The sequence below is a fragment of the Sphingomonas sp. GlSt437 genome, from assembly GCF_048015635.2.
Classification (GTDB): Bacteria; Pseudomonadota; Alphaproteobacteria; order Sphingomonadales; family Sphingomonadaceae; genus Sphingomonas.
In genome coordinates this window covers 1,725,413-1,742,676 of the sequence record NZ_JBPGYA010000001.1, presented here as the reverse complement: position 1 = coordinate 1,742,676, position 17,264 = coordinate 1,725,413, and the positions used below count along the sequence as shown (strand labels likewise).

Sequence of the window (17,264 nt, the reverse complement as noted above, 5' to 3'; positions counted from 1 at the left end):
CGGGATCGGCAGCCGGGGTGGCGCGCGACGCCAGGCGCGGCTAAGGCCGGGCCATGACGGCGCAGATCATCGACGGGAAAGCGGCAGCGGCGTTGCTGCGCGGGCGCATCGGCGTGGCGGTAACGCGCTTTGTTGCCGAGACGGGGCGCCGGCCGGGGCTGGCGGTGGTGCTGGTCGGCGACGATCCGGCGTCCGCCGTTTACGTCCGCAACAAGGGCAAGGCGACGACCGAAGTCGGCATGGCCTCGTTCGAGCATCGCTTGCCGGCCGATACGCCGCAGGCCGATCTGCTCGATCTCGTCGCGCGGCTGAACGCCGACCCGGCGGTCGACGGTATATTGGTGCAGCTGCCGCTGCCCGCCCACATCGACGAGCGCGCGGTGATCGCGGCGATCGATCCCGACAAGGATGTCGATGGCTTCCACCCCGTCAATGCCGGGCGGCTGGCGACGGGGCTTGAGGGCTTCGTGCCGTGCACCCCGCTCGGCTGCCTGATCCTGCTCAAGGACCAGCTCGGCGATCTCGCCGGCAAGGATGCGGTGGTGATCGGCCGCTCGAACATCGTCGGCAAGCCGATGGCGCAATTGCTGATCCGCGAAAGCGCGACCGTGACCGTGGCGCATTCGAGGAGCCATGATCTGGCCGGCATTGTCCACCGCGCGGATATCGTGGTTGCGGCGGTCGGGCGGCCGCGCCTCATTAAAGGCGAATGGATCAAGCCGGGGGCGACCGTGATCGATGTCGGCATCAACCGCACGGCCGACGGCCTGGTCGGCGATGTCGATTTCGCCGGCGCGGCGAGCGTCGCCGGCGCGATCACCCCGGTGCCGGGCGGCGTCGGCCCGATGACGATCGCGTGCCTGATCCGCAACACCTATGTCTCGGCGGCACGGCGCGCGGGTGTGGCGATCGACCTGGACGCGCTGTGAGCATGCTGGCTTACCAGCAACCGTCATTCCCGCACAGGCGGGAATCCATTCTGGCCGACGCCGGTCACGCTCCCGTGGGGCAGCACCAATGGATCCCCGCCTGCGCGGGGATGACAAGGATTGAATGGCGCGACGCCCGTTCCGGTGCGCGCGATGCTTGAGCTCTTCGTCTCCTCGCTGATCACCTTTTTCGTCGTGATCGACCCGCCGGGTTGCGCGCCGATCTACGCCGGGCTCACCGCGGGGGCGCCGCGCCACCTCGCTCGCGCGATGGCGGTGCGCGCGGTGCTGATCGCCGGCGGCATCCTCGTGGTGTTCGCCCTGTTCGGGCAAGATATCCTGTCGGCGATCGGCGCCAGCCTGGACAGTTTCCGCATCGCCGGCGGCATTTTGCTGTTCGTGATCGCGACCGAGATGGTGCTCGAAAAGCGCACCCAGCGCCGCGAGGATCGCGCCCAGAAGCTCAGCGAAGCGCATGTCGAGGATGTCTCGGTTTTCCCGATGGCGATGCCGATGATCGCCGGGCCGGGATCGATCGCGTCGATCATGCTGCTGATGTCGAAAGGCCATGGCATCGAGCGCACTGTCGTCATCCTGACGGCGCTGGCGACCATCTTGGCACTGACGATGGCGGCGCTGATCCTCGCCGGGCCGATCATGAAAGTGCTGGGCGACAAGATCGAGGCGGTGGTGACGCGGCTGCTCGGCGTGCTGCTGGCAGCGCTGGCGGCGCAGTTCGTGATCGACGGGATCAAGGGGAGCTTTTTTCCGGCGTAGCACCTTCCCAACCCTCTCCCCTTGCGGGAGAGGGATACGGAGACTTGGCAGCTTGCTGCCTAGTCGAAGTTGGGTGAGGGGTAAGTCCCCCACTATCTACGGTGGGCATCCCCCTCACCAAGCTGCGCTAGCCGCTAAAGCGGCAAGCTCCGCTATCCTCTCCCGCAAGGGGAGAGGAGTATGCACTGAGCGTCAATTGATCCGCCACAACCTCAGCGGCGAATTCGCCGGCAGCGGCACGGGCGTCAGCCAGGCGGGCACCTGGTCACCGGCGATCTGGCTGTAGAAGCCGTGCGGGGCGCGGGCGCGGTAGATGGTCGATTCGGCGAGGTTAGGGCAAATCATCAGCAGGGTCGCGCCGTGGCGCGTGGCGATGGCGCGGAACTGGTCGGGCGTGCCCTGAAAGGCGTGCTGCACGTCGAGAATCGCCACGCCATTGCGGTGATAAGGGCCGGCAATCGCATTGTGATGCGTGACGGTGATGAGCCGCGGGCCGAGATCGACAAAAGTGAAAATCGTCTGCGCCGGCAGTCGGTTGAGCGGGGTGAGCGCGGTGAGCGAGGTGCAGCTGCCGCCCGCCTTATTGATCGTGCGCGTGCGCGCGTCCGGCGTGCCACCGGGCAGATAGGGAATCAGCAGCCCGGCAAACAGCCCCGATACTGCCAGAAAAGCGATCGGCGTCCCCAGCACGCGGATGATCGCCGAGCGGCTGTTGAGCGCCATCGGCAGCACGATCCACGCGAGCGCCACCGCGCCCGGTACCGCCAACATCATCGCGCCGGGGCCGATCCGCACCGCCCAGAGCAGCAGCGAGGCCGACAGCACCGTGAACACCAGCACGCCCACCCAGGGAATGAAGCGATCGGTACCGCGCGCGCGCCACATCGCAATGGCGGAGCCGATGATGCCGATCACCGGCAGCGTCGCCAGCGGAAACGCGCTGCGGAACGGGTGCTGGTAGATCGGCCGGGCTTCGCGGATATTGTCGAGCCAGTTCCTGGCGAGCTCGGGCGTGACTTGCTCGGGCCGGCCGAGGCATTGCGGGAACAGTCCGGCAAAGCCCCCCGCCAGCGCGACGCCTGCCACCGCCGCCAGTGCGAAGCGCTGCCAGCGCTCCTCCGGGTTGAGCGTCGCGAGCAGGACGAGCAGGCCGCCCGCCGTCATCATCACGCTCACCCACACCGGCGTCAGCGCGTCGCAGCGCGCGACCGAATTGCCCCAGGAGGCAAAGCCCAGATAGCCGATCGCACAGCCGATCGCGAGGCTGATGCCGTAAAGCTGGACGCGCGGCGCCTCATCCCGATCCCAGATCCAGCGCAGCGCCAGGATCGCGCCGGCGAATGCGGCATAGGGCATCAGCTCCAGCCCGATCGCCAGCGAAAAGGCACTGGCGCCGCCGACGAGCAGCCCGCCGCGCCGCCGCTCGGGATCGGCCAGCCCCGCCATCGTGACGGCGAGCGCGGCAATCTGCCAGCCATGGTGATCGATACGTTCGGGCATATACATGCCCATTGTCGGGTTGCAGCCGAGCAGGAACAGCATTGCCAAGGGCCAGGCGATCGGGCTGACCAGCCGCCGCACGGTGAAGGCAAGGCCGAGCATGGTGATCGACAAGGGCAAGAGCGGCGCGATGCCGCACGCCCAGCGCTCCGCCCACACCGACCCGGCAATCGGCTTGAGCAGCAGGATGAGCGCGGCGATCGGCAAGTCGACGATCCGCGTCCAGTGGATGTCGAAACCCTGGGGCGGGTTGAGCCGATATTGGCGCAGATCATACCAGCCCTGGCCGTGGAGCAGCGCGCGGACCTGCATCAGCCGCATATTGTCATCGGTATCGCCGAGCGCGAACCATTCGATCTGCGGCCAGCGCCCGACCAGAAACCAGATCGCGGTGCCGAGCCAGAACAGCACCACCAGCTGCCGCCAGCGCCGGTCGATCAGCGCCTCGATGGGGTTGGGCGCGGCGGCGGGATGGACGGGTTGGGCGGGATCGGACAAGAGCGGGCTTTCCTGGAGGCTCCCCGCGCTCTATCGCGCCGCGCGTGACAAGGGCAAGAGACGCCGCTGCGATGAGCACCCATCCCCGCCTGCACGATCGGCTGATCGACATGGCCGCGCGTCCGCTCGGCGGTCGGGAGGTGCTGGGCCAGCTCGTCCGCTTCGCCATCGCCGGCGGGATTTCGACGGTGGTTTATTCAGCCGTGTATCTACCGCTCGCGCATTACGTCTTTCCTGGCGCGCGCGCGGTTTATGCGGTGCCGTTCGCGTTCGCCGTCGCGGTGACCTGCGGCTTTTTCCTGCACAGTTACTGGAGCTTCCGCGGCCATGGCACGCGCGACCATAGCGGCCGGCAGCATTTGAAGTTCGTGGTGGTTCAGGGCGTCGGGCTGGTGTTGAACGCGCTGTTCACCTGGGTGATCACCGGGCCGCTGCATGGGCCCGTGTGGCTGCCGCTGATCCCGATCGTCACCATCACGCCGATCGCGACCTTCGCGCTCAACCGGCAATGGGTGTTCGGGTAGGAGCGGTGTTTAGGGCAACCTAAATCCTCCCCCGCCAGGGGGAGGTGGCAGGCGCAGCCTGACGGAGGGGGAAGTCAAATAGCTGCGTTGGCGTCCTCCCCCTCCGTCACCTTCGGTGACACCTCGCCCTGGCGGGGGAGGATCTTTAAAGACAAAGTGATTTAGACGAGGCGATCATACCGCCATCGCCTTATGCCTGAAGGGGGCACATGGACCGCATCGTTTACGACCGCATGGCCGCGCATGATTCCACCCATTGGTGGTACCGCGCGCGCCGCGACATCCTCGCCGATTATCTCGCGCGTTATGGCGCGCTGCCCAAGGCCGCGCATATCCTGGAAATCGGCGCGGGGACCGGGCACAATCTGCCGATGCTGGCGCGGTTCGGCGAGGTCGATGCGATCGAGATCGACGATGCGGCGCGCGCGATTGCCAGCGAACGGCTCGGCAAGGCGGTCGGCGCCGCCCCGCTCCCCGCGCTGACCGGCGTGCCGCGCGGCGCTTACGATCTAATCGCGGTGCTCGATGTGGTCGAGCATATCGAGGATGACGTGGCGGCGCTGGCGGCGATGCGCGATTGCCTGGCGCCGGGCGGCAAGATCCTGATCACCGTGCCCGCGCACCAATGGATGTGGAGCGCGCACGATGTCGTCAATCACCACAAGCGCCGTTATTCCAAAGCGACGCTGAAGGCCGCGCTCGACAAGGCAGGCCTTAGCCCCACGCATTTCGGCTATTTCAACTCGCTGCTGTTCCCGCTCGCCACCGCCGCGCGCCTCGCCGGGCGGTTGACCGGCAAGGATGACAGCGACGATTCGCCGCCGCCGGCGCCGGTGAATGCGTTGTTCGAATGCGTCTTTCGGCTCGAGCGCCACCTGGTCGGCCGGGTACCGCTGCCGCCGGGCGTCTCGATCATCACGCTGGCGGTGCCGAAGGCCACTTAGTCCTCTCCCGCAAGCGGGAGAGGATAGCGCAGCTTGCCGACTTGTCGGCTAGCGAAGCTTGGAGAGGGCAGCCACGTTGGCAACTGTTGGATTTACCCCTCTCCCAGCTTCGACTAAGCCTTTGCTACGCAAAGACTAAGTCTACGCAACCAGTTTGAGGTAAACAGCGCCCCGCGCTGTTTAGGCCATGCCGGGGGCATGGCCGACCTCAAACTCCCCTGCAAGCAGGGGCGAGGGATTAGGAACGGCGCACCGCCCCGATTCCCGTTCGGGCTGAGCGAAGTCGAAGCCCTGCCCTTCTTTCCAACGCGAGTTAAGAAGGACGGCCCTTCGACAAGCTCGGGGCGAACGGGACTACCAGAGAGCGCTTAAGCCGTCCGCTTGGCGCGGGGGCGCTTGGGTGGGGCGACGACAGGATCGGCGAGAGGTTCGGCAACCGCCTCGACCGGCGTCACCACCATGCCTTCCTTGAAGCTGCTCGGCGCCGCTGCGGGCGCCTCAACCGGGCTCACCGCCGAATAGCCGAGCGTCGCCTGCCGCTTCACCTGCCCCGCGACATCGGCGACCAGATAGAGCGGCCGATGCTTCGATTCGACATAAAGCCGGCCGAGATATTCGCCGATCATGCCCAGCACGAACATCTGCACCGCGCTCAGCACCACGACGACCAGCATCGTCGAGGTCCAGCCCTGGACATGGCTGCCGGCGAAATAGCCCCAGGCGATGTAGAACAGCAGCAGCAGCGACGCCCCGCCCAGGATCACTGACGCATGGCTGGCGAACCGCAGCGGCGCGGTCGAAAAACCCGTGATCGCATCGAGCGCGAAGCGGATCATCTTGCCCAGCGGATATTTGGTCTCGCCCGCGTGGCGCTCGGCGCGGTCATAGGGGAACGGCACCTGGCGGAAGCCCACCCAGGCGACCATGCCGCGAATGAAGCGCGCCTGCTCGGGCATGGCCAGAAACGCATCGAGCGCGCGCCGGCTCATCAGCCGGAAATCGCCGGTGTCGAGCGGGATCGGCGTGTCGGTGATATGGTCGAGCGCGCGATAGAAAGCCGCCGCCGTCGCTTTCTTGAACAATGTCTCGCCTTCGCGCTTGCGGCGGACGGCGTAGACGACATCGGCTTCCTCGCGCACCATCGCTTCGCGCATCGCGGTCAAGAGCTCGGGCGGGTCCTGGAGATCGGCATCGATGATCAGGATCTGCTCGCCCGCGCACAGATCAAGGCCGGCGGTCAGCGCCAACTGATGGCCATGGTTGCGCGACAGATTGACCGCGACGAGGTGCGGGTCTTCCGCCGCGATGCGCTGCATGACGCGCCAGCTATCGTCGCGCGAGCCATCATTGACGAAGACGATCTCATAATCATCCCCCACTGCCGCCCGCGCCGCGCCGGAGACGCGGACATGGAGCAGATCGAGGCAGGATTCCTCATTGTAACAGGGGACGACGATGGACAGCGCAGGACGGTTCATCGCGCCCTATTAGCGCGCTGTAACTCGTCCGTCATGGGGAGATTGCGGCGGCATGCGCCGAGTGCCCGCCTCTAGAACAGCGCCTTGCCGCCAGGGTTGGGCCAGCTCACCGCCAGCAACGTGGCGACGGTCGGCGCGATGTCGCGCTGGTCGATGTCGCCCAGCGCCTTGCCCTTGGGCACGCCCGGTCCGGCGGCGAAGAAGCTGGCGCGCATTTCTGGATGGGTTGGGAAATAGCCATGCGTGCCCTTGATCGGGGCGGGCTGGCGCAGCGGGCCGGTGGGGCCGCCGCCATTACTGAAGCCGAGCTGGAAATCAACCCAGAAGCTCGCGTCCGCCGTGCCGCCCAGCTGGGCAATCTCGTCGCGACCGATCACCTTGCCGATGCCATTGGCCGGATCGGCGGCGAGCTTGTCGAGCAGGGTTCGGACCTGGGCAGCGGTTGCGGTGTCGGACGGGTCGGCGAGCACGATCGCCGCCGATGCGCCACCCCAGGGCGCGGCTTTCCAGCGCGTGACCTTGCCGGTCTTGGGGTCGAGATCGATCAGGCCGGCGTCGACAAAGGCGCGCGTCAGGTTGATGCTGGTGTTGAGCGGCGCGAAGCCATGGTCGGAGACGACGACCACCACCAGATCGGGCTCGACCGCGCGTGCGCTCGCGACCAGATCGCCGACAATGCCGTCCACCGCTTCCAGATTCTTGATCGCTTCGGGCGAGCCGGGGCCATATTCATGCTCGGCCTCGTCAAGGCTGGGCAAATGCAGCGTGAAGAAGGTCGGACGATCGAGCTTGTAGATGGCGGCGGCCAGCTTGGCACGCGCGGCATCGGACGCGGCGTCTTCCCCGAACGCGGCCGCCAGCGTCGCCCCGCTTTCCTTTTCGGCCGCGTCGACCAGGCCCGGCGTCGACAGCGCCCGCACCAGCTTCAGGTCTTCGGCGTTGCGGGCGCGCCAATATTCGGGGATGTCATAGTCGATCGACCGTGCGCCGACGCTGACCGGCCAGCTGATCGACGCAGTGTGGCCACCGGCGGCATGAACCTTGTCCCACAAGGTCGGCACCTTGATATCCTCGGCATACCAATACCAGCCTTCCGCATTGCGCGATTGCGGATCGAAAGTGACGTTGTTGGCAATGCCATGCACCGCCGGCCACACCCCGGTGATGATCGTCGTGTGATTGGGATAAGTCACTGTCGGCAGGCTGTTGCGAACGCCTTGGGCATAGCTGCCGTCGGCCATCAGCTGGCGCAGATGCGGGACGTGAATGCCGCGCTTGTCCGCCTCGATCACATCGAGCGGGCGCAGGCCGTCGATCGAGATGAGCAAGACGGGCGACGCCTCGGCCGCACTGGCGCAGAGCAGAGAAAAAGCAGCAGCGGCGATCGCGGCGAATCGATACGTCATGATGGAGCCTCCCGGTATGTCGCTGGCTTAGAGCGCGCCGGTGACGCTTTCGTGTCGCCTACCCCCGCGCCGCTTCGTTCACCGCATCCGCTGCGCGCGCCGCGCTCGACACTCCGACATGGAGCAGATCGAGGCAGGATTCCTCATTGTAACAGGGGACGACGATGGACAGCGCGGGACGGTTCATCGCGCCCTATTAGCGCGCTGTAACTCGCCCGTCATGGGGAGATTGCGGGTGCCGACAGCAGGTCAAGAGATCAGCGCGCGAGGTCAACAGTAAGGATTCGCTCGATCAAAACCGCTCTAGTGCCGTCGCCAAGGTATCGCGTTGGATGTGACCCGAGGCTTGCTCGGCCAACTAGTCTCACCGTGAACGTCCCCTCGACAGGTTCGGGCTGCGTCCAATGCGCAGCGCGGCGCGCTTCCGCATCGAGCAGCGCGCATTGGCCGTTAACGCATTCGACCGAGGCGGCGGCGCCATCCAATAACGGTTTGCGCGCCGCGTCATGGCATTCCTCCATCCGGCTATTTTCGAAGTTGGAGAACCACGTGCAGGTCATGGTGCGTGGCGGACCATATCGCTCGACATCGACCGGCTCGCTATGGTCTTGCGCCAATCGCAGCATTGCAAACGCCATAGCGAGGATAGCGAACATGGTTCCTACCCCCGCGCCGCCTCGTTCACCGCATCCGCCGCGCGCAGCGCCGCGAGCACGCGCATCAGGTGCTGGACGTCGTGGACTTCGATGTCGATCAGGTTGGTGTGGAAACCAGGGTCGCGGTTGTCGAGGCGCATGTTGACGATGTTGGCGCGCTGCTGGCCGATGATCGTGGCGACGACGCCAAGCGCGCCGGGCTCGTTCTTCAATTCCACCTTGATCCGCGCGACGGCGCCCTCGCCCTTCGCGTCCCAGGCGAGATCGACCCAGTCGGCATCGTCAGCTTCGATCAGGCGCGGACAATCGATGGTGTGGACTTCGATGCCGCGATCGGGCCGGCGCAAGCCGACGATGCGGTCGCCGGGCACCGGGTGGCAGCAATCGGCAAGATCGAACGCGACGCCCGGCGTCAACCCGCGGATCGAGATCGCCTTGGCCTGGGCGGGCATCGGCCGCAGCGCGTCGGCACCCGCCGAGCCGGGCATCAGCGCTTCCATCACTTCGGCATCGGTCAACCGCCGCCGCGCAATCGCTTCCATCAGCGCGGCTTCGTCAGCAAGCTTGAGCCGCTTGACCGCGAGGCCGACCGCATTGTCCGCCAATTGCGCGGGCAGGCGCGACACGATCTCGTCATAGATTTTGCGGCCGAGCGTTTGCGTCTCGACGCGCTCCTTGTGGCGCAGATGGCGGCGGATCGCGGCGCGCGCCTTGCCCGTCACCGCGAAATTGAGCCAGCCGGCCTGCGGCGCCTGTGCTTTCGATCGCAAAATCTGCACCTGGTCGCCATTGCCGATCTGGGTGCGCAAGGGGGCGACGCGGCCGTTGATCTTGGCGCCGACCGCCTGATCGCCGAGATCGGTGTGGACGGCATAGGCAAAATCGATCGGCGTCGCGCCCTTGGGCAGCTGGATCAGCTCGCCCTTGGGGGTGAAGGCGAAGATGCGATCCTGGTACATCGCCATGCGGGTATGTTCGAGCAGCTCCTCGGGCGTGTCGGCGGTTTCGAGGATTTCGATGAGGTCGCGAATCCAGCTCGATTGGGTTTCGGGGCGGACCTTGTCGAGCTTGTACGCCCAGTGCGCGGCCAGGCCGTACTCCGCCTCGGCGTGCATCTCGGGCGTCCTGATCTGGATTTCGACGCGGGTATTTTCGGCATGGATGACGCTGGTGTGGAGCGAGCGATAGCCATTGCGCTTGGGCGTCGAGATATAATCCTTGAACCGACCGGGCACCATCGGCCAGCGGCGGTGGATGATGCCGAGCGCGCGGTAGCAATCATCGACCGTCGGCACGATCGCGCGGAACGCCATGATGTCGGACAATTGCTCGAAGCTGATGTGCCGCTCGGCCATCTTCTTCCAGATCGAATAGGGGTGTTTTTCGCGGCCGGAAATATCGGCGTCGATGCCCTGGCGGCTGAGCAGCAGCTTGAGGCCCGAAGTGATCTTGGCGATGCGGTCGCCATCGCCTTCCTTCAACTGCTCGAGCCGGCGCGTCACCGACTCATAGGCTTCGGGTTCGAGCTCGCGGAAGGCGAGGCTCTGCATTTCCTTCATGAATTCATACATGCCGATCCGCTCGGCGAGCGGGGCATAGATGTCCATCGTCTCCTTGGCGATGCGGCGGCGTTTGTCGGGATTGGGGATGTGGTGGAGTGTACGCATATTGTGCAGCCGGTCCGCGAGCTTGACGAGCAGCACGCGGATATCGTCCGACATGGCGAGCAGGAATTTGCGTAAGTTTTCCGCCGCGCGCTCATTCTCGGTCTGCGCTTCGATCTTGGAGAGCTTGGTGACGCCGTCGACCATGCGCGCGACTTGCGGCCCGAAAATCTGGAGGATCTGCTCGGGCGTGGCGACGGTATCCTCGATCGTGTCGTGGAGGATCGCGGTCGCGATCGTCTCGTCGTCGAGGTGGAGATCGGTGAGGATGCCGGCCACTTCGATCGGGTGGCTGAAATAGGGATCGCCGCTCGCGCGCTTCTGGCTGCCATGCGCCTGCAGCGAAAACACATAAGCGCGGTTGAGCAGAGCCTCGTCTGCTTCGGGATCGTAGCTTAGGACCCGATCGACCAGTTCATATTGCCGCAGCACGCGGCCTATTGTGGCCGCGTGCTGCCGCATTGCAACATCTTATCGATGCTTACGAGCGCGCCTTGGTGTTGCACTTGGCGAGCGTCGCCGCCGGGAGCGCGGTGCCGCTGACGGTGAAAGAGGTCAGCTGGCCGACATTCGACGCGACGAGCTGGCAGACGATCAGGTCGCGTTCCGGCGCCTTGTTGGCGACGCAAACGCCGTTGCCGCACTTCCACAGCGTGCCGTCGGTGATGATCGTGTCCTTGGCGGGCGCGGTCGCCGGGGTGGCGGCGTAATAACCAACGGGCTGAGCGAAACCGGCGCTCGCCGAGAAGAGAGTCGCAGCGACGATCGCGGCGGCGGCAGAGGTAAGGATGCGCGTCATGGGGAGGCTCCTGTTAAAAGTCTTTGATTCGGGTTGCACTTTTCAGTTGCGAATCACTACTTACACCGTTAGGTTTCTAGTTGCAACCCGAAACTTATATTTCATTCGCATGACGGCCAAAATGCGATAGGATGGCTGCAGGAAGAGGATAAATGCACAACAAACTGCGTGAGCCGCTGCGCGAACTGGCGGGATGCAGCTTACCGGCGGCCCTGGAAGTGATGGGCGAGCGCTGGTCGTTCATGATTCTGCGCGCCTCGTTCAACGGCCTTCACCATTTCGAGGAAATGCAGCAGGAGCTGGGCATCGCGCGCAACATCCTCGCCAACCGGCTGGCGCGACTGGTCGACCACGGCATTTTGGCGCGCGAAGCGATGCCCGAGGATCGCCGCAAGATCGAATACCGCCTGACCGAGAAGGGCTATGCCCTGCTGCCGGCGATGCTGGCGCTCAGGCAATGGGGCGAGCGCTGGGAAATGGGCTTCCCCGCCTCCCCCGTACTGGTCGATGCGCAGGACCGCCGCCCGATCGCGCCGATCGAAGTGCGCGCCTGGGATGGCCGCGTGCTGAGCAAGGACGATCTGATGTGGTCGCTGCCCGAGGATGTCGCCGGCTACGAACCACCGGCGCTGGCAGCGGAATAGCCGGCCCTTACCCCGCCAGCTTCTCTAAAAACGTCCGCACTTCACCGCCGATTTCGGCCGGCATTCCGGTCGGCAAGTGAACATTCACGATCACCATGTCGATCACCGTGTGCAGCGCACCGGTTTCGGCATGGCAGAGCTCGAAGCGCTGCGTCACGCTGGTGCGGCCGACCTTGGCGATCTTTACCCAGGCCTCGATCGTGTCGCCGAGCACGAACGGCTTGAGATAATCGACCTCGGTGCGGCGGACGTGGAATTCGGTTTCCTCCCACGCCTTGCCGAGCGCGGCGGCAATGCCGGTCCAGTCCCAATATTCGGTGACCGCGACATCGGCATATTCGAGGTAGCGTGAGTTGAACACGACCTTCTGCCCGTCAATCTCGGCATAGCGGACCTTGAAGCGGGTGGAGAAGTGGAAGCCGGGGCGAGTCATGGCGGCGGCGATGGCGGGGTGCGCCGGCGCGGTCAACCCCGGCTAGCCGATCAGCCAGATCGCTGTCGCGGTCGACAGGATCAGCGCCACCAGCGTCGCGCCGGCAATCACCAGCAACGGGCGCGGGCCGGTTTCCAATAGCTGCCCCATCGGGGATCGGATCGCGGTCGCGGTCACCGCGCAAGCGAGCATCGCCGCTGCCGCCTTTTCCGCCGCGCTCGCCACGATCGCGGGGACGACACCGAGCGAATTGACGCCGGCGAACACGAAAAAGCCGATGACGAACCAGGGCAGCCCCGGCCCCTTGGCGCGCGCGCCGTCTTTCAGAAACAGCGCGACCACCGCCAGCACCGGCGCGAGCAGCGCGACACGGGTGAGCTTGACGATTGCGGCAATCTGCCCCGCCCCTTCCGAATAGCTGTAGCCAGCGCCCAAGGTCTGCGCGACATCGTGGATCGAGGCGCCGAGCATGAAGCCAGCCTTGAGATCGGTGAGCGCGAGCCAATGCGCGAGGATGGGATAGGCCACCATTGCGCCCGCGCTCATCGCCGAAATGCCGACGAGGACCAGCGTCAGCTGCGCCTGGCTCACCCGCCGTTCACCCAGCGTCGTCGCCAGCGCGAGCGCGGCGGACGCGCCGCAAATCGCCACCGCGCCCCCTGCCAGCGTGCCGAACGCGGCGCCGAAGCCGAGCCGCCGCGCGGCGAGGATGCCCACGCCCATCACCAGCGCGACGATCGCCACCACCGCGACCAGCGCGACTGGTCCCAACGCCGCGACCTGGCCGAACGTCACCCGCGCGCCGACCAGCACGATGCCCCAGCGCAATAGCGAGCGCGACGCCAGCGTCAGCCCGGGATTGAGCCGCGCGTCCGCACTCAGGAAATTGAGCGCCAGGCCGATCAGCAGCGCCATCAGCGTGAGCGGCGCGCCATAATGGTCCGAGATAAACCCTGCCGAGAGCGTGCCCGCGCCGACCACGAGCAGCCCCGGGACATAATCGCGCCAGCCTGCCTTGGGAGTCGGCTCGATGTCGCCATAAAGGTCGGCGGCCATCGGCAGGGGCCGCGCCACCCGCCCGCCCGATGCTTGCTTTATCGCCATGCTTCCCCTTCTATCGGCTCGCCCGAAAAGGACTAGCCGATCCGCGTGGGCCATGACAACGTTATCGGAAAAAGGGAGCGCGGGGAGGACAGGATGACGGCGCAGACGGGACAATCGGCCGGCAACGCGGCGCGGTGGGTGATCGTGGTGATGGTGTTCATCGCGATCATGCTCAACTATGTTGATCGCCAGATCCTGGCGCTCTTGAAGCCGACGCTCGAGCAGGTCTTCCACTGGTCCGACCAGGATTATGCCAATATGGGCACGGTGTTCCAGCTTGCGACCGCGTTCGCGTTCCTCGGCACGGGCTGGTTCCTCGATCGGGTGGGCTTGCGCGTCGGCTTTGCGCTCGGCGTGCTGGTGTGGAGCCTCGCCGGAATGGCGCATGCCTTTGCGACCAATGTCGCGGGCTTTTTCGGCGCGCGGATCGTGCTCGGCGTGGCGGAGTCGATCGGCACGCCGGCCGGGGTGAAGTCCGCCGCCACCTATTTCGATCATCGCGAGCGCCAGATCGCGCTCGGCATCGGCAATACCGCGCCCAATATCGGCGCGATCCTGACGCCTTTGTTCATTCCCGCGCTGGCGGTAGCATTCGGTTGGCAATCGGCTTTCGTGCTGGCCGGCGGCCTGGGGGTGGCGTGGGTAATCGTCTGGTTCGCGATCCGGGTGCAGCCGGTGGCGATCGACGCGGTGGCGCCGGCGCGCGTGTCATGGCTGTCGGTGTTGCGCAGCCGCGAGACGCTGGCGATCGCGCTCGCCAAGGTGCTCTCCGATCAGGTGTGGTTCTTCATGCTGCTGTGGCTGCCCGACCTGTTCCACCGGCTGTTCGGGTTGCCGCAAGGCACGCTGGGGCTGCCGATCGCGCTCGTCTATCTGCTCGCCGCGTTCGGCTCGATCAGCGGCGGCGTGGTGCCGTCACGCCTGATGGCGGCGGGGTGGAGCGTCAACCGTGCGCGCAAGACGGCGATGCTCGGCTACGCGCTGCTGGTGCTGCCGGTGGTGTTCGTCCAATCGCTGACCAGCCCGTGGAGCGCGGCGCTGCTGCTTGGCCTGGTGCTGTTCGCGCACCAAGGCTTTTCGACCAATGTGTTCGGGCTGGTCACCGACATCACCCCGGCGCGCACGGTCGGCACGCGGATCGGCATTGCGGCGTTCTGCGGCAATCTCTGCTCGATCGGGATGATCCAGTTCCAGGCTTATGCGCTGGCGCATGGCTGGGGCTATGCGCCGGCACTGGCGATCTGCGCGGGATCGTATCTGGCCGCGCTGGGGGTCATCCAGCTGCTGATCCCCCGCATCGAGCCGATCGACGCGAGCGAGCGCGGGATCGCCTTAGCGCATTGAGGGTTGATCCGCTCGCGCGGATGCGGGCACCGTACTTCAACAAAAAGCCCGGCGACATCGCTGCCGCCGGGCCAAGCTCCCCCTGTTACTGGGAGCTTCAGAAGTTGACGCGCGCGGTGACGCTGAAATAGCGATCGGCGTCGCGCGGGATTTGGTAGCGATAGGAACCCGCCGGGCCGCCATTGGTGATCGCCGCGGCAAAGCTCTTGTCGAGCAGGTTCTTCACCGCAAAGGTCAGCCGGTATCTGTCATCCTTGGTCGCGATCCCGGCCGACAGATTGACCAGCGCATAAGGCGCGATGGTGCCGAGTTGCCGCTGGATCGGGTCTGGCGCGAACAGCGACAGCTCCGAGCTCTGGAACGACGATTGCGCGCCGAGCAGCAGGTTGAACGCATCGATGCTGCGCACCTTGTAATCGACCGAGACATTGCCCTTCCACTTCGGCGCAAAGCCGAGCGGCGTACCCGACGGGATGATCGCCGTCGGCGCGGCGCCGGGCGCCGCCAGGAACTGGTCGACATGCGCATCAGTATAGGCAAAGCCGCCCGCCAGCGTCAGATCCGGGATGGGCCGGAAGCTCGCGTCGACTTCGACGCCGCGCGTCGAGACCTTACCCGCGTTCGTGAAGCGCGTGACGACCACGCCCGCCACCAGATCAGGATTGTTCGCCTGGAAATTATCGTATTTGGCGTAGAAACCGGCGATGTTGATGATCACCCGGCCATTGGCGAGGGTATTCTTCAAACCGACTTCAAACGCGTTCGACGTTTCCGGCGCGATCACATTGGTGCCGGTCGAGGTCAGATTGAAAAAGACGTTATAGGCCGGGCCCTTATAGCCGCGCGAATACGTACCGTAGAAGGTCGACTCGTGGCTGAGGTCGAACTGGAAGCCGACCTTGCCCGACAGGTTGTTGTTATGCGTGCTGGTGCGGAACGGCACGCCGTTCGACGCCGCCAACACCGCGGGTGATCCCGCCGCCACCGTCGGCGACACGCCCGATGCGACCGCGGCCAGATAGGCATTGTATACGCCCTGATCGAAATTGGGCTGAATGCCGGGCCCGGTCAGCGCGGTGACGCGCTTGTGGAATACATCCAGATTGTCGATCGAGTAGCGCAAGCCGCCGAGCACGCGGAAGCGCGGCGTGATTTTCCACGTCGCCTGGCCGAAAAAGGCGAGGTTGTCGAAATCCGACCCGAAATCGGCGGTGCCGGTGGGGAAGGTCGACGGATTGGCGAGCGGGCTGGTGCACGGCGTCAACGTCGCCGGCGCGGCGCCGACTGCCGTGCAGACCTGGTCGTTGCGCGTGAAGACACGCTCGGACGCGGCGTTCGAGTAGAACAGGCCAAGCACATAAGTGAGCGGCTTGTTCGACGGCGACGTCAGCCGCACTTCCTCGGTCCAGGTATGGCCGGTCTGCGGCCCGAGATCGTGCAACTGGTTGAACCCGATATAGGGCTGGTCGAGCCAGTCACCGTCGCGGATTTCGGTGTTGCGCCAATTGCGATACGCCGAAATCGAGGTGAGCGTGTGCTCGCCGATCGTCAGATCGCCCTGCAGCGAGAAGCCATAGCCGGTCTCCTTGGTCGCGGTGACGAGGTTCTGGTTGATCGTGCGGGTGTTGGTGCCCAGCGGCGTCGGCAGCGCGGTGAAGACCGGGCTAGTCGTGGTGAACCCGGTAACGACGCCACCAGTGACAACCGGCGTGCCGGTCGCGATGATCTCTGCGCAGCAATTATCGTTATTGTGGTGCCAATCGGCGATGAAGGCGAGCTTGAGCGTCGAGGTCGCGTCCGCCACGACCTGAAGCCGCGCGCCATAATGCTCCCAGCCATTGACATGGCCCTTGGTGGCGAGATTGTAGATGTTGCCGGCGTAATTGTCGTAGAAGCCGGTAACGCGCGATCTGATGCTATCGGTCAGCGGCACGTTGAGCGCGACCCGGCCGCGATATTCGGCATTGCTCAGATACCCCGCCTCGATCGACCCGCCGAACTCGGCGGTCGGCTGCTTCGAGACGATGTTGATGACGCCGGCGGACGAATTCTTGCCGAACAACGTGCCCTGCGGACCGCGCAGCACTTCGATCCGGTCAACATCGACGAGATCGCTGAACGCCTCGCCCGAGCGGCTGTAGACGACGCCATCGACGACGGTCGACACCGACGGCTCGCCGGCGATCGAGAATGTCGAGGTGCCGACGCCGCGCAGGAACAGCGACTGGTTGAGCGTCGTCCCCGATTTGAGGAAGGTGAAGCTCGGCACCAGATATTGCGCGCCCTCAAGGCTCGACTTGCCGCCGCCGGCGAGCGTGTCGCCATTAACCACGGTTACGGCAAGCGGCACGTCCTGCAGGCGCTCGCTGCGCTTCTGCGCGGTCACGATGATGTCGCCGGGCTGGGCGGCGTTATCGTCAGCTTCAGGGGCCGCCGGTGCTGCCGGGGCCGGGGCAGTCTGCGCGACCGCCGGGGCGCCAAGGGCAAGCGCGATCACCGCCGCGCTGGCCAGGAAAAACTGCTTCTTCATCTCAAACCCTCCGAAACCCCATCGTTCTGATGGG

Annotated in this window: 15 protein-coding genes; 6 read left to right on the top strand and 9 right to left on the bottom strand. The window is 65.6% G+C overall.

Features of this window, described 5'->3' with window-relative positions; all coding sequences use genetic code 11:
• The first annotated feature begins 53 nt into the window (after positions 1-53).
• Both folD and ACLB0R_RS08610 read left to right on the top strand, forming a co-directional pair.
• Complete coding sequence (gene folD / locus ACLB0R_RS08615; RefSeq protein ID WP_416642850.1) at positions 54-929, top strand: bifunctional methylenetetrahydrofolate dehydrogenase/methenyltetrahydrofolate cyclohydrolase FolD; 876 nt, start codon at positions 54-56, stop codon at positions 927-929.
• 153 nt (positions 930-1,082) lie between these two features.
• Positions 1,083-1,706 (top strand): MarC family protein, encoded by a 624-nt coding sequence (locus ACLB0R_RS08610; protein ID WP_416642849.1) that lies wholly within the window; start codon positions 1,083-1,085, stop codon positions 1,704-1,706.
• A gap of 192 nt (positions 1,707-1,898) precedes the next feature.
• On the opposite strand, the gene ACLB0R_RS08605 is transcribed toward ACLB0R_RS08610, so the two are convergent.
• The gene (locus ACLB0R_RS08605; protein WP_416642848.1) at positions 1,899-3,704 is read right to left on the bottom strand and encodes an AcrB/AcrD/AcrF family protein; all 1,806 of its coding nucleotides are present in this window, start codon (positions 3,702-3,704) and stop codon (positions 1,899-1,901) included.
• Between the two features lie 110 nt (positions 3,705-3,814).
• Here ACLB0R_RS08605 and ACLB0R_RS08600 point away from each other — a divergent pair, with 110 nt between their 5' ends.
• A complete protein-coding gene (locus tag ACLB0R_RS08600; RefSeq protein WP_416643051.1) occupies positions 3,815-4,228 on the top strand; it encodes a GtrA family protein in 414 nt (137 codons plus the stop codon).
• Between the two features lie 209 nt (positions 4,229-4,437).
• Positions 4,438-5,172 carry a class I SAM-dependent methyltransferase gene (locus ACLB0R_RS08595; protein WP_416642847.1) on the top strand — a complete coding sequence of 245 codons (735 nt, stop codon included), beginning with the start codon at positions 4,438-4,440 and terminating at the stop codon, positions 5,170-5,172.
• 368 nt (positions 5,173-5,540) lie between these two features.
• On the opposite strand, the gene ACLB0R_RS08590 is transcribed toward ACLB0R_RS08595, so the two are convergent.
• From ACLB0R_RS08590 to ACLB0R_RS08570, 5 genes are all read right to left on the bottom strand, one after another.
• Positions 5,541-6,650 carry a glycosyltransferase family 2 protein gene (locus ACLB0R_RS08590; protein WP_416642846.1) on the bottom strand — a complete coding sequence of 370 codons (1,110 nt, stop codon included), beginning with the start codon at positions 6,648-6,650 and terminating at the stop codon, positions 5,541-5,543.
• Between the two features lie 71 nt (positions 6,651-6,721).
• Entirely contained in the window at positions 6,722-8,056 is a 1,335-nt protein-coding gene (locus ACLB0R_RS08585; RefSeq protein ID WP_416642845.1) for an alkaline phosphatase family protein, read from the bottom strand.
• Positions 8,057-8,114: 58 nt separating this feature from the next.
• Complete coding sequence (locus ACLB0R_RS08580; RefSeq protein WP_416642844.1) at positions 8,115-8,243, bottom strand: hypothetical protein; 129 nt, start codon at positions 8,241-8,243, stop codon at positions 8,115-8,117.
• 474 nt (positions 8,244-8,717) lie between these two features.
• Positions 8,718-10,808: a RelA/SpoT family protein gene (locus ACLB0R_RS08575; protein WP_416643050.1), complete on the bottom strand. Its 2,091-nt coding sequence runs from the start codon at positions 10,806-10,808 to the stop codon at positions 8,718-8,720.
• A 49-nt stretch (positions 10,809-10,857) separates the two neighbouring features.
• Positions 10,858-11,175 (bottom strand): CC_3452 family protein, encoded by a 318-nt coding sequence (locus ACLB0R_RS08570; RefSeq protein WP_416642843.1) that lies wholly within the window; start codon positions 11,173-11,175, stop codon positions 10,858-10,860.
• A 152-nt stretch (positions 11,176-11,327) separates the two neighbouring features.
• Here ACLB0R_RS08570 and ACLB0R_RS08565 point away from each other — a divergent pair, with 152 nt between their 5' ends.
• Positions 11,328-11,819 (top strand): winged helix-turn-helix transcriptional regulator, encoded by a 492-nt coding sequence (locus tag ACLB0R_RS08565; protein ID WP_416642842.1) that lies wholly within the window; start codon positions 11,328-11,330, stop codon positions 11,817-11,819.
• 7 nt (positions 11,820-11,826) lie between these two features.
• On the opposite strand, the gene ACLB0R_RS08560 is transcribed toward ACLB0R_RS08565, so the two are convergent.
• Both ACLB0R_RS08560 and ACLB0R_RS08555 read right to left on the bottom strand, forming a co-directional pair.
• Positions 11,827-12,252: an acyl-CoA thioesterase gene (locus ACLB0R_RS08560; RefSeq protein WP_416643049.1), complete on the bottom strand. Its 426-nt coding sequence runs from the start codon at positions 12,250-12,252 to the stop codon at positions 11,827-11,829.
• A gap of 42 nt (positions 12,253-12,294) precedes the next feature.
• Positions 12,295-13,356, bottom strand: a complete 1,062-nt coding sequence (locus ACLB0R_RS08555) for a YeiH family protein (RefSeq protein ID WP_416642841.1) — start codon at positions 13,354-13,356, stop codon at positions 12,295-12,297.
• A 93-nt stretch (positions 13,357-13,449) separates the two neighbouring features.
• On the opposite strand from ACLB0R_RS08555, the gene ACLB0R_RS08550 reads away from it, so the two are divergent.
• Positions 13,450-14,700 (top strand): MFS transporter, encoded by a 1,251-nt coding sequence (locus ACLB0R_RS08550; protein WP_416642840.1) that lies wholly within the window; start codon positions 13,450-13,452, stop codon positions 14,698-14,700.
• Between the two features lie 97 nt (positions 14,701-14,797).
• On the opposite strand, the gene ACLB0R_RS08545 is transcribed toward ACLB0R_RS08550, so the two are convergent.
• Positions 14,798-17,230: a TonB-dependent receptor gene (locus tag ACLB0R_RS08545; RefSeq protein ID WP_416642839.1), complete on the bottom strand. Its 2,433-nt coding sequence runs from the start codon at positions 17,228-17,230 to the stop codon at positions 14,798-14,800.
• Between the last annotated feature and the right edge of the window lie 34 nt (positions 17,231-17,264).

Bases quoted from the DNA above. Each gene is read 5' to 3' on its own strand.
- folD (WP_416642850.1), top strand. From the start codon at position 54: ATGACGGCGCAGATCATCGACGGGAAAGCGGCAGCGGCGTTGCTGCGC.
- ACLB0R_RS08610 (WP_416642849.1), top strand. From the start codon at position 1,083: ATGCTTGAGCTCTTCGTCTCCTCGCTGATCACCTTTTTCGTCGTGATC.
- ACLB0R_RS08600 (WP_416643051.1), top strand. From the start codon at position 3,815: ATGGCCGCGCGTCCGCTCGGCGGTCGGGAGGTGCTGGGCCAGCTCGTC.
- ACLB0R_RS08595 (WP_416642847.1), top strand. From the start codon at position 4,438: ATGGACCGCATCGTTTACGACCGCATGGCCGCGCATGATTCCACCCAT.
- ACLB0R_RS08590 (WP_416642846.1), bottom strand. From the start codon at position 6,650: ATGAACCGTCCTGCGCTGTCCATCGTCGTCCCCTGTTACAATGAGGAA.
- ACLB0R_RS08585 (WP_416642845.1), bottom strand. From the start codon at position 8,056: ATGACGTATCGATTCGCCGCGATCGCCGCTGCTGCTTTTTCTCTGCTC.
- ACLB0R_RS08580 (WP_416642844.1), bottom strand. From the start codon at position 8,243: ATGAACCGTCCCGCGCTGTCCATCGTCGTCCCCTGTTACAATGAGGAA.
- ACLB0R_RS08570 (WP_416642843.1), bottom strand. From the start codon at position 11,175: ATGACGCGCATCCTTACCTCTGCCGCCGCCGCGATCGTCGCTGCGACT.
- ACLB0R_RS08565 (WP_416642842.1), top strand. From the start codon at position 11,328: ATGCACAACAAACTGCGTGAGCCGCTGCGCGAACTGGCGGGATGCAGC.
- ACLB0R_RS08560 (WP_416643049.1), bottom strand. From the start codon at position 12,252: ATGACTCGCCCCGGCTTCCACTTCTCCACCCGCTTCAAGGTCCGCTAT.
- ACLB0R_RS08555 (WP_416642841.1), bottom strand. From the start codon at position 13,356: ATGGCGATAAAGCAAGCATCGGGCGGGCGGGTGGCGCGGCCCCTGCCG.
- ACLB0R_RS08550 (WP_416642840.1), top strand. From the start codon at position 13,450: ATGACGGCGCAGACGGGACAATCGGCCGGCAACGCGGCGCGGTGGGTG.
- ACLB0R_RS08545 (WP_416642839.1), bottom strand. From the start codon at position 17,230: ATGAAGAAGCAGTTTTTCCTGGCCAGCGCGGCGGTGATCGCGCTTGCC.